The sequence below is a fragment of the Luteolibacter algae genome (assembly GCF_042683045.1).
Taxonomy (GTDB): Bacteria; Verrucomicrobiota; Verrucomicrobiia; order Verrucomicrobiales; family Akkermansiaceae; genus Luteolibacter; species Luteolibacter algae.
Genome location: NZ_JBHUIT010000010.1, coordinates 34,820 through 49,245 on the forward strand (window position 1 = coordinate 34,820; position 14,426 = coordinate 49,245).

The following is a 14,426-nucleotide window of genomic DNA, read 5'->3' on the forward strand; positions in this document are numbered from 1 at the left end:
GAAATTTCATCGGATTTAAGGAAATAGGTTTCATCCCACGGCTGCCCTTATCACTGACGAGTTTCAGAAAAATGCGGAAAAGGTCAATGAAACTTAAGTATTGAATACAACTGGCGAAATGGAGAAGGATAGCGCCATGAAATACGGATGGGCTCTGATTGGATTTGTTTGCTGGCATCTGACAAGCTGCGCCACAGGCGGCGGGGAAATGGGTGATATGGCCGCGGGCGATGACGGTGCTGTAGGAGGAATTTCCGAAGTGCCAAACCCTAGCCCGGAGATGGCCAAAGCAAGTGGAACCTCGCTTTCCCAGCTCCAGCGCGGACACGTGGTTTACATGTTGAAATGCGGCGAATGTCATGAGTATCAGCTCCCTGAACGGGTTGACATTATGGATTGGGAAGACGCTATGCCGGATATGATCCGGCATGCCGGGCTGCCTTCCTCCGATGAAACAGCCGTGCTCGACTACGTGGTGGCCGTGAAAAAGCAAAAAGGACAGGAATATTAAGCGGGAGTGAAGCTTGCCAACTCGACCAGACGGGTGAAACTCTAGGCTCCGCCGCGTGAAAAGTTATTTCCTAAGAAGATTCCTGCTGATCCCTCCCACATTGCTTGGGATTACTTTCCTTGTCTTCGCGATCACCCGGTTTGTCCCGGGTGGGCCGATGGACCGGATGCTTCAGCAAGCGGCCGGAAGTGCTGATGGAGGCGGTGGAAAAAAGGCTTCCAATGAGGCGAGCGGCGGCCTCAGTGAGGAGCAGATGGAAGAGCTGGAAGAGCAATACGGGCTCGATAAATCAATGCCGGTCGCCTACTTGCAATGGCTCGGCCTTGCTCCGCGGGAGGTCAGAATTTCCAAAGGTGAATTCGGCGCGCGCGGTGATGATGCCATTGGCGGAAGCGAGGCGGATCCGGAGAATACGGCGATTTTGGTGCTACGGGGCGATGGCCGCGTGGTGCGGGTGAAGAAAGAGGGAGATCAGATTGTATCAGCATCCTATAAAAGCAGTGGCAAGGACATCGCCGCGGATGGCTGGAAGCTACGATACGAGAATGAGGAAATGCGGCAAAAACGTTTCCAGCGCCGGAACGCCGATGGCGCGGATCTACCCTCATATCCGGCTCGGGCGGTTGCCTATCGCACCCATTTCAGCGGGCTTCTTCAGGGCGATCTGGGGCGATCCAATGTTTATAATGATCCTGTCTGGAGTATGATCGTCGAGCGGGTGCCGGTGGCCGTCTACTTCGGGCTGCTTACGGCGATCCTTACGTATTCCGTCTGTCTGCCGCTGGGTGTTTTGAAGGCTTTGAAGCACCGCACCTTCATAGATAGCGCCAGCTCGGTGCTGATATTCGTCGGGTATTCCATTCCGGGTTTCGCCCTCGGAGCGATCTTGCTGGTGCACCTGGGAGCGCGGATGAATTGGTTTCCGCTGTTTGGGTTCACTAGCCCGGACTTCGGCGATATGGCCCCGTGGGATCAGGTGAAAGATCTGGCCCATCATACGGTTTTACCTTTGCTCTGCTACCTGGTTGGTTCTTTCGCGATGCTGACCATGCTGACCAAAAATAATCTGATGGATCAGCTGGCCGCCGATTATGTCCGGACGGCAGTGGCAAAAGGTGTGGGCTTCAAGAAGGCGGTTTTCGGCCACGCATTCCGGAACTCCATGATTCCCGTGGCGACCAGCGCTGGTGCACTTGTGGAGATTTTCATCAGTGGATCGATGCTGGTGGAGACGGTTTTCGATATTCAGGGCTTTGGCCTGCTTCAGTTCCAGGCTGTCATTGCCCGCGATGTCCCTGTGATCATGGGGACTCTTACCATCGCAGCGTTTCTGATGCTGATGGGGAATCTCATTTCCGACATCATCGTGGCAATGGTCGACCCAAGAATTAAGTTTAAATGAGCAAACGAACGATAGGATTGGTCATGTTCATACTCGGACTGCTTGCGGTCCTTGGGGAGCTGCGTGGTATCGATTTTCCAACAGCCCGTTGGTTTTTCGAGACGAGCCGCGAGGTGCCGCTGCTACGGTGGAAAGGGGAAAGTGGGACGGTCCTTTGGTTCGGCTGGCTGAGCTCGGCAATTCTGATCGGCATTGGATTGGTGACGATTGTAAAATCATTTTTTGGTGGGCCGCCGGATCCTGTCAGCGTTCGCCGGATCCAACGTTTCAAAGAGATCAAACGGGGCTATTATTCATTGATTATACTCTATTGCCTCGTCGGCCTGGCTGCTTTGGATCAGGTGATTGTCGGTAAGGAAGCGCTGGCAGTGCGCTATAAAGGCGAGTGGAGCTTCCCGGCGTTCACTCCTAAACCGTTCAAGGGATCCGATTTTGGCATTGAAGGCGAGCGGGCGGATGCTCCCGTCAATTACCGCAAGCTGAAGATTGATCTGAAAAAGGAAAAACATCTGACCCACGGGAGGGTGATCATGCCGCTGATCCCGTTTGGAGCCACGAATGACACGTTGAAGCCGCGCTCGAAGTCCTTGGTGAAGCGTGAAGGGGTCTACCATGAGTCCGGGAGTCGGAAAGCCTACTTCGGCCTGGCCGCGCAATATTATGATCTGGAGGATGCGAGATTCCACCTGCGTTACACCCTGCGGGATGGCTTGCTCAGCGGGCCTGTGGATGGCTGGGATACCGAAGGCGAGCGGGTTTACAGTGCTGAATATTACAAAGGTAAGAAAGTTAAGGAAAAGTATACGGGAGAGGGGGCGGTGGAGGATTTCCTGGCCATCCCAAGCGGAGAGTTGCGGGCGGTAAAATATCATCCTGCCCCGCCGATTCCAGAGGAGCGAAATCTTTTGGGAACGACTTCGCAGGGTTACGATGTGCTGGCTTATTTATATGGGGGCTTACAGATCAATTTCAAAGCCGCGCTCATTTTCCTGCCGATTGTTTATGCCATTGGCATCACCCTCGGGATGCTGATGGGTTATCTGGGGGGGTGGTTTGATCTTGTGATGCAGCGACTGATCGAAATTTTCTCGAATATGCCCTTCCTGTTCGTGGTGATTATCTTTTCGAGCATGGTGCCAGAGCAATTCAAAGGGCTACCGGTGATTCTTAGCATTCTAATTGTCTTTGGGTGGATGGGGATTACCTATCTCATGCGAACCGCGGCCTATCGTGACAAGGAGCGTGATTATATTTCCGCAGCCCGGGTGTTGGGCGCAGGCACGCCACGCATTATTTTCCGGCATCTGCTGCCCAATACCGTGGCAATCATTGTAACGCTCGTGCCGTTCACGATCTCCTCGTTGATTTTGTCGCTAACCGCATTGGACTATCTCGGCTTCGGGCTGCCCCCGGAATATGCGACATGGGGGCGGTTATTGAATGATGGACTTTCAAATCTCTCAGCACCTTGGCTGGTTTCTTCCACCTTCTTTGTTCTGGTTGGGCAGCTGGTTCTTATCACCTTTATCGGTGAGGCTGTGCGTGAGGCGTTTGACCCGAAAAAATACAGTTACTACCGTTGATGCGAAATTATCTTTCCATGTTCCTACTGGCCGTGGCGTTTCTCGCGCTCGGTTCCTGCCATCGCGATGAAGAATCCGGGCTGCGAGTCTCGGGCTTTGAGGATTTTATTCCCCGTTACAACAGCTATATCAAAAACTGGCTAGAGGAAGAAAAGGCGGAGAACACCGCTGCTGTCCAGGAAGCTGAGCGGAAGATGCTGACGACCGAGGGTGAGGAGAGCGAGGCGATTGAGCGTCATTTGATCAATCTGAAACGTGAGCAGGAGAAATTGGATTTCCGGCTTGGGCTGGGAGACTACTTCCGGTTCGGCACTCCCGAGGAGATTCCTGCTGGTCTGGTATGGGAAAACGGTGCGGATAAAGAAGAAATAGGTGATCCGCGAGCAAAAAAGGGAGGAGTTTTCCGGACATCTATTCCATCATTTCCGCCCACTTTGCGACCCTTCGGCGACAATTCAAACAACAGCTTCCGCAGTGCCATCTATGACGATATCGATATGCCCCTCGTCACACTGCATCCGAAATCGATGGAAATGATCCCTGGGTTGGCCAAGGAATGGGCAGTTTCCGAAGATGGGCGGACGGTCTATTTCCGCCTGGATGAGACTGCGACTTACTCAAACGGAAAACCTGTCCGGGCCAGGGATTTTCTCTTCGGTAGCTATATCCGTATCTCGGATGACATCGTCAATTCCTACGCGAAGCAATACTACCGTGAGAATCTTGCGGCGATGGTGGTTTACGATGAGTTAACGCTATCTGTCTCTATTCCGGAGGCGGAAATTTATGCTCCTGCCAAGGCAGGCGGTTTTTCTCCCTCCGAGCCCGATTTCTACAATGATTACGGCCCGGATTTTGTGGAGCGATACCAGTGGAAATTTCCTCCTACAACGGGTGCCTATGAAGTGAAGGAAGAGGATATCGTGAAGGGTGTCTCCGTCACGCAGACGCGGGTGAAGAACTGGTGGGCGAAGGATAAGAAATACTACAAGTATCGTTTCAATCCGGATAAGATCGTTCATATCGTCGTCCGAGATGAGTCGAAATCCTTCGAGTTATTTCGAGCCGGGGAGCTCGATACCTTCTATATCACACGCCCGGAATACTGGTATGAGAAATCGGAGATTGACCCTGTCTTCAGAGGATACATCGAGCGCTATACCTTTTATAATCAATACCCGGCCCTCCCACGTGGGCTTTATCTGAATGTCAGCAAGCCGTTGTTGGATGAGAAAGAAATCCGCATTGGTATCCAACATGCGATGAATTGGCAGAAAATCATCGATGTCATTTATCGCGGCGATTATACGCGGCTGGATGCCTTCAATCAAGGTTACCTACTTTTCAGTGATCCTACGATCAAGGCGCGCCAGTTTTCGATTTCAAAAGCCCGGACTGCTTTTAGAAACGCGGGTTTTACGCAAACGGATCGGAACGGAATCCTGCAGCGCCCCAATGGCACAAAGCTCTCTATATCGCTGACTTATCCGGCAATTCCGATTTATGAGAGAATGCTGGCAATCCTCAGAGAGGAGGCGAAAGCATGTGGGTTGGACCTCCGTCTGGATTCACTGGAGCCGACTGTGGAATATAAGAAAGTCATGCAGAAGCAGCACGAAATGACTTTTGCCGCATGGGTAATCACTCCTCCCGTCCCGGATTTTTATCAGTTTCTGCATTCATCGAATGCACGCGATGAACGGGGGAATCTTAAAACACAGACAAACAATCTGTTCGTTTGGGGACGTGAGGATACTGATGTTTTATCGGAGAAAGTTCGCGCTGCGAGAACTGAGGAGGAACTGCGGGATGCCGCCTTCAAGCTTCAGCATATCATGCATGACGAGGCGATATTCGTTCCCGCTTACACTGTCGATTTTGTGAGGCTGGGTTGTTGGCGTTGGGTCCGCTGGCCGGACTGTGAGGAAACACGCTTCGCCCCCCCAGTGGTCTATGAGCCTCTTGAGGCTTCTGTTCATTGGATTGACGAAGAGATCCAACAAGAAACCATGGATGCGAAACGCAGTGGTAAAACCTTCCCTGAGGTGAACAAGATTGTTGATGACTATCGCTATCCCAGTGAACTTATCGAGGCTGCGGAGGAAGGTGATTCCGAGGATGGTGCGAGTTCCGGACAGCCGGTTCCAGAGTCCGATGAACAAGGGACTCCCGGAGAAACTATACAAGAGGAGGTGGAGCAATGAGTGACCAATACGTGCTGGAAGTGGATCGGTTGATCACTTCCTTCGAAACCGAGCGAGGATTGCTGCGGGCTGTCGATCAGGTCTCCTTCAAGATTCCCTACGGCAAAACTGTCGGCATTGTGGGTGAGTCCGGCTGCGGGAAAAGTGTGACGGCGATGTCGATCGTGGGTCTTTTGCCCCATCCTTCCGGAAAAGTCCTCGGCGGCGAAATTCATTTCAAAGGAGAAGATCTCCTGCATGCTCCCGCAAAGCGGATGCGGCAGGTCCGCGGTGGAGAAATCGGTGTGATTTTCCAAGAGCCGATGGCTGCCCTCAACCCCGTGCACCGGATCGGCCGACAAGTGTCCGAGGTTTTCCGGATACACAAAAAGATGAGCAAAAAGGATGCATGGGATGCCTCTACGGAGATGCTTCAGCTGCTGAAAATCCCCGCGCCTGAAAAGCGCATGATGGATTATCCGCACCATCTTTCCGGGGGGATGAGGCAGCGGATTGTCATCGCGCTGGCTCTTGCTTGTCGCCCGGATCTTGTGATTGCCGATGAGCCGACAACCGCTCTCGATGTCACCGTTCAGGCACAGATTCTTGATCTTCTGGGCAATTTGCAAAGTGACATGGGAATGTCTCTGATGCTGATCACGCACGATCTGGGCGTCATTGCCGAGACCTGTGACGAAGTTGTGGTCATGTATGGCGGCAGGGTTGTGGAAAGTGCGCCGGTGGAAGAACTGTTCGCCGATCCGTTGCATGCCTACACGCGTGCGCTTCTGAGGTCGATTCCTACTCTTGATACCGTTCCCAAGTCAGTCTTGCAGACGATCCCCGGAACCGTTGCCGGATTGGGAGAATACACCCACGGATGCCGTTTCTGCCAACGTATGGGGAGGGTGACTGCCATCAGCCGAGAGCGCCCCAAGTTCAAAGAAGTGCAGCCGGGGCACTGGCTGGAAATATGTAAGGAATGTTCCAACCTGTGAGTGATTTACCAATGTTGAAAGCTGAAGATTTACAGGTGCACTTTCCTGTGCGGAGCGGTTTGCTGCTGCGGCAGACCGGTGCGGTGAAGGCTGTGGATGGCGTGTCACTCGAACTGGGTGTGGGGGAGACCCTGGGTCTTGTCGGAGAGTCCGGCTGCGGAAAGTCGACCCTCGGGAAATCTTTGGTCCGTTTGCTCGTGCCCACGGCCGGTAAAATCACTTTCGAGGGCAGGGATATCACGCACATCGGCCAGCGTTCGCTCCGGCCATTGCGTCGGGATTTCCAAATGATTTTCCAGGATCCCGCAGAATCCCTGGATCCGAGGATGAATGTGCGCTCGCTAGTGGAGGAGCCTTTCCGTATTCACAAGCTGGGTAATCGCACGGAAAGAAAAAAGTGGGTGGATGATTTACTCGATACCGTTGGGCTTTCCAAGACAGCCGCGGAGCGCTATCCATTTGAATTTTCAGGAGGACAAAGACAACGGATCGGGATCGCGCGCGCGTTGGCTTTGAAGCCGAAGTGGCTGGTATGCGACGAGCCCGTCTCCGCATTGGACGTTTCCGTCCAATCTCAAATTCTCAATCTACTTGTGGATCTTCAAAAGGAGTTCCAGCTTTCCTATCTTTTCATTGCCCACGATCTATCTGTCGTGAAGCATGTGAGCGATCGTGTAGCAGTCATGTATCTGGGGAAGATCGTGGAGCTTGCAGATTCCGAGACGATTTATCGCAATCCCAAGCACGCTTATACAAAAGCATTGCTGTCGGCCGTTCCCATCGCGGATCCGAGGGTAAAGCGAGAGAAAATTCTTCTGGAGGGGGATGTTCCTTCCCCAATCGATCCTCCCGCAGGAAGTGCCTTTGGGCATCGTATCGACCATCCACGCTATAAGGAAACCATCGGGATGGACCTTTCGCTGCGCGAGATTGATCCCGGACATTGGGTCGCGGCGGACCCATGCTGTTTGGAAACCGCGGACTGGGAAAGAATACAAGGATAAGCTCGCGGTCCGCCATGGCAACGCAGGCTTCTCCGGTGCCGATCCCGGATGTTCCCGCCGTTATCGTAGGGAAAGATTGCAGGAACTATCTGTCTGTTCCGGAGGCCTTGAGAGGTATCTGCACGTTGAAGGTGCCGACGCGTTCCTTGTTTTCTGCCGCAGCGCAGAATAGAGCGATTGGAACCCCGTTTTCGACAAGCAGCTGGGGACGCTCCAAGGCGGATACCTTCTGCACGCCTTGGTCCTTCCAGTGGATTTCCAAACTGCTGACGAAGGGATGTTTTGCTGTTTTCCAGGTAAAACCATCTTTTGATTCGAACAACGCCAGAGACGTGCCTTTTTTCGTGAAGTTTCCCTGGAAGTCTTTGACGATCGCCCAGTAACGATCCCCCGCATACCACATGTATGGATCCTCCGCCGGGAAATGAACGCCCTCCTTGCCGAAAACTTCCTTGTAGGTCTTTTTGAAGGGTCCAGCCGGGGTGTCGGCCGTGGCAACCAGGTGAATGACCGGGCCGCCCTTCGGTAACTCGCCTTTCAGGGATGCCGCCTTATAGATCATCAGATAGCCTCCTTCCGGGCGCGGGATAACTGTGGGATTGGCGATCATCAGCGCATCCGGGGCTTCACTGATGTTGATGACAGGCTCGTCAAATCGGGTCCACGGACCGAAGGGGGAATCCGCCACTGCCACGCCAATGCATTGATTGTTCCGGTGATCCCAGTAGGTGCCGTCACCCCGGTTTCCCATGTAGTAAAGGTAGTATCTTCCTTCCGCACGCATGATTGTCGGGTTATGGGTGCAATTTGCGTCCCAGAATTTGCCGCCGCGGGGAGGGAGTGATACATCGCTATGTTTCCATGGCCCAAAGGGTGTGTCGCTGACAGCATGGGCGATTTCCGAGTGGGTTACCCATGCCTCGTGGGTGAGTTTTCGCAGCCAGCGGGAGTAAAACATGTGATATTTTCCGTCGTCTCCCTTGACCGCGGAGCCTCCCCAGATCTCGTATTCGGGATCATAAAATTTGGCGGTTGGTGGAACCGGACTCAACAAAGACTGGAAATTGTATTCCTTGAGATCCGGGCGCGGCCGATGCTTCAGCGCCGGGCTAGGCTCCGGATCCGGAATTGTGGGCGAGCTGCCTAGGGCAAAGCTCTCGGTCGTCAGGTTTTGATTTTTCCAATGATCCTGTCCTTTGAAAAATCCATAAAAGGCCGGATAGTAGGGATCCACTGGCTCCACGGCTGCATCGGCCGGAACCTTGAGTCCGGTAAGATGGTAAGCGGCATTCACGATCAAGCGCCGCAGGTCCGGATCGGCAAAATCAATCGATGCGCCCATGGTTGTGCAGAAGGAATTGCCTTTTGTCGTGTTGTCCGGAGAGGTGTAGGTATGTAGCCAGGCGATAGGCATCATTGGCTCATTCGCTTTCCCGGAAACGGGTTTCGAATCCGGCTCCAGGGTCTCGGTGACCGCTCCGCGGAGAAGAATGGTGTCGGCCGGGGTAAGGTTGGCTACTCCATATACGTCCGTCGGCCCGGTGATTTCCTCCACTCCGCTGAGTATCGGATGGCCCGCATTTGCGGTCTCCACCACGCTGCGGGTTCCTTGTTTCTTGTGTGCACCATGATGACCTGCCCATTTTTCTCCCAGGATTTTCAGGCCGAACGCATCGTAGGGAAGGTTTTCGCCGAATTTTCCTTTGCCGCGGAACGCGTGGGTGGATGTGCGGATCCCTATCACCGGCTTCCCGGCATTTAGATAGTTACTAAGTTGTTTGGCTTCGTGTTCGGAAAGATTGCGGAAACGAGTGCCGACGATCAGTAGATCCGCATCCCCCAAGGCGGCTAGTCCCCGTATGCCGTGCTGATTGTTCGGGTCGATATATCGTCCGCTCTCATCCCATGAAAAAACCACGGAGGTATCGAAACCGTGACGCCGGGAAAAAATCTTTGCGAGCATGGGAAGGCTCTCTTCCGTGCGGTATTCTTCATCACCTGAGAGCAATACGATTTTTTTTCCATTTCCCGGTCCGTCCGTGCCTTTGAAGGACAACACATGAGGATCCGCCGCTAACGCGGAGATCACCATGGAGAACAGAATTGTGAGTGTGATGCCTTGTTTTAACATGTCCTGGAATTTGTGAAAAATGGCTGGAATCGCGGGTGCTGCCCGCGATTGCGCGAGGGCGCAGGGCCGTGTGGAAAGCTGGATTACCTTGCTTTTGCCGGGTCGAGGTGAAGTTCTTTCTGCCACCAGTCAAGATAGTCTTTATCTGAAATCGCAGGATCCAAGCCGCGTTTTTTCATGGTGCCCTCGTAGTAGCTGATGCGTTTGCTCTCGAATAAAGCGGGTAGATCAACCGTCAGGCTTTCTTCAATTTCGCCTTTGTCTCCCGTATCGACAATCCACTCGTCCACAGCGGAGCTAAGTTCTTTGAGCTGTTTCGCGTAGTCAGGGTTCGCTGCCAGGTTGTTCAGTTCATACGGATCATTTTTGAGATCGTAGAGCTCATCGACAGGACGGGTTTCCGCCATGAACGGGCCATCCCATTTCCCCTCCGCATGCAGGATCCGCATGAGGGTATCGACCGGATACTGGAGTTTTTTGTAACTGCTGAGCTGCATGTATGACTTCTCGGGATGATAGTTCCGGATGTATTTGAAACGCGAATTTCTTACCGAGCGGATGCGATCCACAGCGTCACCACAGCGGTCACGGGCGGCAAATATCTTTTCATGTCCCTTCCAATCCGGGGCAAAAAGATTTTTCCCGGGCAGCTCAGGGAGTTTTGCTCCGGCAGCTACAAGCGTGGTTGGCATGAGATCCAATAAAGATGCGAAATGATCCGTCGTCACCCCGGCAGGAACTTTTCCTGGCCAGCGGGCGATCATCGGTGTGTGTAATCCCCCTTCATAGAGCCATTGTTTATCCCTGACATGCGGGCGGCCATGATCCCCGAAGAAGAAGACCAAGGTATCATCCGTAAGGCCTTCCGCATCGAGCCGGTCCAGCACCTCTCCAACGTGGCGGTCCAGCACCTCGATCGAGGCGAGATAGTTATCCCAATCCGCACGGGTCACCGGGTGTTCCGGGTAGTAGGGAGGAATTGGGGACAATGGGCGCTTCTTCGTATTTTCGACGAAATCCCGGTGAGGTTCCTTGATCTGCACCTGTGCGAAAAATGGCTGACCTTCCGCACGCTGTGACCAATCCTGACCATCGAAAAAGGTTTCATCCTTGTAGACGAAATTGAAATGGGATTTGGCCCATTTTTTCCCGATGGATTCCTTTGTGCCATCTCCGTTGCTGGTGAAGTAGCCGGCCTCACGCATTAGTCCGACAACCGTTGGCGTTTCATCGGTGAGCACTGGCTTATCGTGGGTCTCATGATGGTGACCGCCCACGGTTGTCTGATACTGACCGGTCTGGAACGCGGTGCGTGACGCGGAACATACTGGAGCTGATGAGAACGCTTGTGTGTAGCGGGTGCCTTCCCTGGCCAATCTGTCGATATTTGGCGTGGAAACGCCGGGATAGCCCCAGCATCCAAGCTCTGGCCCCAGATCATCGGAGATGATCCAGACCACATTTGGGCGCTCCTGGGTCCCGGCAAGGACAGGAGCCGCCGAAACACAAAGAGCTAGAGCGGGAGTAAGGAACTTAAGCAGGGAAAATCTGGAGTGACGCATTTTTGTATATCGTGATTTCGTAGTAATTAAAACTCACGAATCAGGATATTACGATAGGAAACATCCGCGCCGTGGTCTTGGAACTGGATGGAACTGGCTTCTCCGGCATAATTTTCGATTTTGCTGTATTTGCTTTTCCTGAAAGCCTCGTCCCATTCATTACTACCAATTTCGATTTCCAAAACTTTCATGCCATTGAGCCAGTGCTCGATATGGTTTCCGTTGGAAACAATGCGGCCGGAATTCCACTCACCGGCAGGATTGTAGGGTTTGTCGGCGGCAGGCGGGATAATATCATAGAGCGCGGCGGATGAAGAAAGCGGCTCTTTGCCACGCACGTGACGCTCATCATCCAGCACCTGGTATTCGATGCCTCTGCCCTTCTGTGCGCGGTAAATGACGCCGCTGTTGCCCCCTTCCGAGATTCTCCAGTCAAAACGTAGCTCGAAGTGTTTATACTTCCTTTTGGTGAGCAAGCTTCCGGTTTTTTCCGTGCCGCGGGAGACTACCCCATTCTTCAGCGTCCATTTGTTCTTATTGCCCGCATACCAGTCGGAAAGATCTCCTTTGGCCAAAAGGTCTGTGAATCCTTCCGGAACCACGGCGGATACCTCCCCGGCAGAATCTTTGGCTCCAGGGATGTTCTTGACGACATTGTAACGGAGGATTTTGCCCATGAGCGGGTTGCCTTTCGAGTCTGCCGCGCCACCGAGCTCGATGGTGTAGAGATGACGGGGCTCGATCTCCGGAAGTGTCAGGCGGATGGTGCGGCGGTCCCCGGAGATCTCCACATTATCGATCGAGACGTCTTTGAGATCGATTTTCGGTGAACCATAGTCCTTGTGATAAAGGTAGGTATGGCGGCTGACGGCAAGAGTCGGCATCTCCTCGCCCAACGGATGGTTGAAGTGGATTTCAAAACCGTTTTCAAGAAGCTGAACTTTGTCCGCTAGGAAGGTCTGATCGCCCTTCCATTTCACGCGCGCCAGGCCTTCCGCACCAGCCCAGCCTAGATGCGTTTTCCCGATCCACAGCGAGCCGTCTTCCGTGAAGGTAAGGCGGTGGTTGCCGATTCCAAGATCCGTGGTGAACAGAAACGGAATCATCGTGCCTTGCAATGTGCCATCGACTTCTTCGGGGAGAAAACGGATTAGCGTTGGCTGGTTCATTTCGCCAATGAGCAGTTCGCCTTTCGGGAGGCCGAACAGGCTGGGATCGATTGTGCTGATGGGTTCGGTGGGGGAGTTGGCAAGTTCCCCGTGCGGGAAAAGTCCGGCTGCGGGAGTTCTCATGCTCTCGAGCTCTTCGACGGAAATATCGAGGGGATTGCGGCCATCCCAATCTTTTTTCCATACCAAAGATGCCGGATGTCCGTAGAATTTTCCTTCTTCCACATGATAGAGCGGGCTTGTGCCACGCCAGTCGCCCTGATTATCGGTCGCCCAAAGGCGGTTTTGGTCATCGACGCCGATCCCGTCCGGTGAGCGGAAGCCGTAGGCAAAAGGTTCTGATTTTCCATCCGGTGTGATCTTTATGACGCAGCCACGGTAGGCGACTCTGGAGTACATCCGTCCGGCATCGTTTTTATACTTCGCTTTGATTTCTTCTTCCCCGAGTCTGGTGAGGATCTCCCGGGAGACCCCGATGGGTGTGAAGGGGCCACGGATATTTTTTCCGATAGGGCCATTGTTTGATGCGACGTTCAGAGACACATAGAGGTTACCCTCCTTGTCGCGCGCCGGTCCGTAGGCGAACTCATGGTAGTTCCCGGAGACACCGAAGTTGTTGAAGACTGTGCGATAAAGATCCGCTACGCCATCTCCATCGGTATCCGTTAGCCGGGTGAGTTCTGTCCATTGCATGACGAGGATGGAGCCGTCCTCTTCCCCCAATAGGCCGAGCGGACATTGCAACCCTTGAGCGAAGAGTTTCCAGGTTTTGGTGTTCGGATTATAAATACTCACTTCACCTGTTTCAAAGGTCGCGGCAAGGCGGCCATCGGGAAGTGTCGTGAGTCCGCCCAACTGCGCGTCCACGGTTTCGGGAACTTTGACCGGCTCGATGGTGTAGTATTTCGACCAATCATCGGCACGGCTGATCAGGGATGAGGTAAGCAGGGATAGAAAAAATGTGGTGAGTCCGAGTCTCATGGTTGGGAAAATGTTAGAGTGAATGTTTCAGTGCCGGATAGGCTTAGGCGGTCTCCATCCAATTTGCCCTGATCCGATGTAATTTTGGCAGAGCCGGTATTGGAAAGATTCAAGGTGAAATCCTGCGGAGCCTTCGTCAGAGTGAACGTGCTGGTCCAGGCATTGTCCTTGCCGCTTTTCCGGATCAACTCGTGGACTTCCGTCTCTCCCAGTTTGTATTGAAATTCCGGATAGCCCTCAATGAGCCGGTAACCGAGGTATTCAATCGGCTGATCTTCACCGAAGGAAAAAAGCCGATCCGATGAAATTTTGAAAAACGGCTCGGCCTCGATCTTTCGCTCATAGCGGCCGGCTGCGGTGCCTGTTTGGGAGCCTTCCCAAGCATATCTGATATGGCAGATCTCGGTATCCCAGCAAATGGAGATATTTCCCGGGAGGACGACGGAGACCGACGCGGGGCTGGTATCCGGGAGGTAGGTATGGAAGACATATGGGAGCTTGCGCTTCGGTTCTTTGAAGCGTTTGAACTGGTTTCTTCCCTTTTTCTCCACTTTCCCTTTGGAGGCTTCCAATATGTATTCGTGGATCTGTGCCAGTGTCTCATCGGGAACATGGCTCATGGACGGCATTTCGATCATCTTCGGGTTTTTCTTCCCCGGCGTTTTCGCCCACGCGAGGAACTCAGCGAGCTTGCCCTCAGGATAATGTTTTGAAATGTAAACGAGCGAAGGACCGACCAGAATGCTGTCCAGCTGGTGGCAGGCCATACAATTGATCTCATACGCTGCTTTGCCGGCGGCATTATCTTCCGCTCTGGCGGAGAGAGAAACCATCCATGGCGAGCAGAGCGCTGCCAGTCGCAGAAAATTAGAATGTCTCATATATCAGGTAGGAAATGTATG

10 protein-coding genes are annotated in these 14,426 nt (G+C 53.3%); 6 read left to right on the forward strand and 4 right to left on the reverse strand.

Annotated features, from left to right (window positions below):
- The first annotated feature begins 118 nt into the window (after window positions 1-118).
- From ACFSSA_RS08060 to ACFSSA_RS08085, 6 genes are read left to right on the forward strand one after another with little or no spacing between them, the layout of a single operon-like run.
- On the forward strand, window positions 119-511 hold the full coding sequence (locus ACFSSA_RS08060; RefSeq protein WP_386819922.1) for a hypothetical protein: 393 nt from the start codon (window positions 119-121) through the stop codon (window positions 509-511).
- 55 nt (window positions 512-566) lie between these two features.
- Window positions 567-1,913, forward strand: coding sequence for an ABC transporter permease subunit (locus tag ACFSSA_RS08065; protein WP_386819923.1), 1,347 nt, complete (start codon window positions 567-569; stop codon window positions 1,911-1,913).
- Window positions 1,910-3,496, forward strand: coding sequence for an ABC transporter permease subunit (locus ACFSSA_RS08070; RefSeq protein ID WP_386819924.1), 1,587 nt, complete (start codon window positions 1,910-1,912; stop codon window positions 3,494-3,496). The genes ACFSSA_RS08065 and ACFSSA_RS08070 overlap by 4 nt, the downstream gene beginning before the upstream one ends.
- Before the next feature lie 17 nt (window positions 3,497-3,513).
- Window positions 3,514-5,700 carry an ABC transporter substrate-binding protein gene (locus ACFSSA_RS08075; RefSeq protein WP_386819925.1) on the forward strand — a complete coding sequence of 729 codons (2,187 nt, stop codon included), beginning with the start codon at window positions 3,514-3,516 and terminating at the stop codon, window positions 5,698-5,700.
- Window positions 5,697-6,677 carry an ABC transporter ATP-binding protein gene (locus ACFSSA_RS08080; protein ID WP_386819926.1) on the forward strand — a complete coding sequence of 327 codons (981 nt, stop codon included), beginning with the start codon at window positions 5,697-5,699 and terminating at the stop codon, window positions 6,675-6,677. Before ACFSSA_RS08075 ends, ACFSSA_RS08080 begins: the two co-directional genes overlap by 4 nt.
- Window positions 6,662-7,681 (forward strand): ABC transporter ATP-binding protein, encoded by a 1,020-nt coding sequence (locus ACFSSA_RS08085; RefSeq protein WP_386819927.1) that lies wholly within the window; start codon window positions 6,662-6,664, stop codon window positions 7,679-7,681. Before ACFSSA_RS08080 ends, ACFSSA_RS08085 begins: the two co-directional genes overlap by 16 nt.
- A gap of 85 nt (window positions 7,682-7,766) precedes the next feature.
- Here ACFSSA_RS08085 and ACFSSA_RS08090 read toward each other — a convergent pair whose 3' ends face one another.
- From ACFSSA_RS08090 to ACFSSA_RS08105, 4 genes are all read right to left on the reverse strand, one after another.
- Complete coding sequence (locus tag ACFSSA_RS08090) at window positions 7,767-9,812, reverse strand: ThuA domain-containing protein (protein ID WP_386819928.1); 2,046 nt, start codon at window positions 9,810-9,812, stop codon at window positions 7,767-7,769.
- A gap of 83 nt (window positions 9,813-9,895) precedes the next feature.
- Window positions 9,896-11,374: a sulfatase family protein gene (locus ACFSSA_RS08095; protein ID WP_386819929.1), complete on the reverse strand. Its 1,479-nt coding sequence runs from the start codon at window positions 11,372-11,374 to the stop codon at window positions 9,896-9,898.
- A gap of 26 nt (window positions 11,375-11,400) precedes the next feature.
- Window positions 11,401-13,524 carry a 3-keto-alpha-glucoside-1,2-lyase-like domain-containing protein gene (locus tag ACFSSA_RS08100; RefSeq protein ID WP_386819930.1) on the reverse strand — a complete coding sequence of 708 codons (2,124 nt, stop codon included), beginning with the start codon at window positions 13,522-13,524 and terminating at the stop codon, window positions 11,401-11,403.
- Window positions 13,521-14,405 (reverse strand): c-type cytochrome, encoded by an 885-nt coding sequence (locus ACFSSA_RS08105; protein ID WP_386819931.1) that lies wholly within the window; start codon window positions 14,403-14,405, stop codon window positions 13,521-13,523. Before ACFSSA_RS08105 ends, ACFSSA_RS08100 begins: the two co-directional genes overlap by 4 nt.
- Between the last annotated feature and the right edge of the window lie 21 nt (window positions 14,406-14,426).

Bases quoted from the DNA above. Each gene is read 5' to 3' on its own strand.
- ACFSSA_RS08060 (WP_386819922.1), top strand. From the start codon at position 119: ATGGAGAAGGATAGCGCCATGAAATACGGATGGGCTCTGATTGGATTT.
- ACFSSA_RS08075 (WP_386819925.1), top strand. From the start codon at position 3,514: ATGTTCCTACTGGCCGTGGCGTTTCTCGCGCTCGGTTCCTGCCATCGC.
- ACFSSA_RS08100 (WP_386819930.1), bottom strand. From the start codon at position 13,524: ATGAGACTCGGACTCACCACATTTTTTCTATCCCTGCTTACCTCATCC.
- ACFSSA_RS08090 (WP_386819928.1), bottom strand. From the start codon at position 9,812: ATGTTAAAACAAGGCATCACACTCACAATTCTGTTCTCCATGGTGATC.
- ACFSSA_RS08105 (WP_386819931.1), bottom strand. From the start codon at position 14,405: ATGAGACATTCTAATTTTCTGCGACTGGCAGCGCTCTGCTCGCCATGG.
- ACFSSA_RS08095 (WP_386819929.1), bottom strand. From the start codon at position 11,374: ATGCGTCACTCCAGATTTTCCCTGCTTAAGTTCCTTACTCCCGCTCTA.
- ACFSSA_RS08085 (WP_386819927.1), top strand. From the start codon at position 6,662: ATGTTCCAACCTGTGAGTGATTTACCAATGTTGAAAGCTGAAGATTTA.
- ACFSSA_RS08080 (WP_386819926.1), top strand. From the start codon at position 5,697: ATGAGTGACCAATACGTGCTGGAAGTGGATCGGTTGATCACTTCCTTC.
- ACFSSA_RS08070 (WP_386819924.1), top strand. From the start codon at position 1,910: ATGAGCAAACGAACGATAGGATTGGTCATGTTCATACTCGGACTGCTT.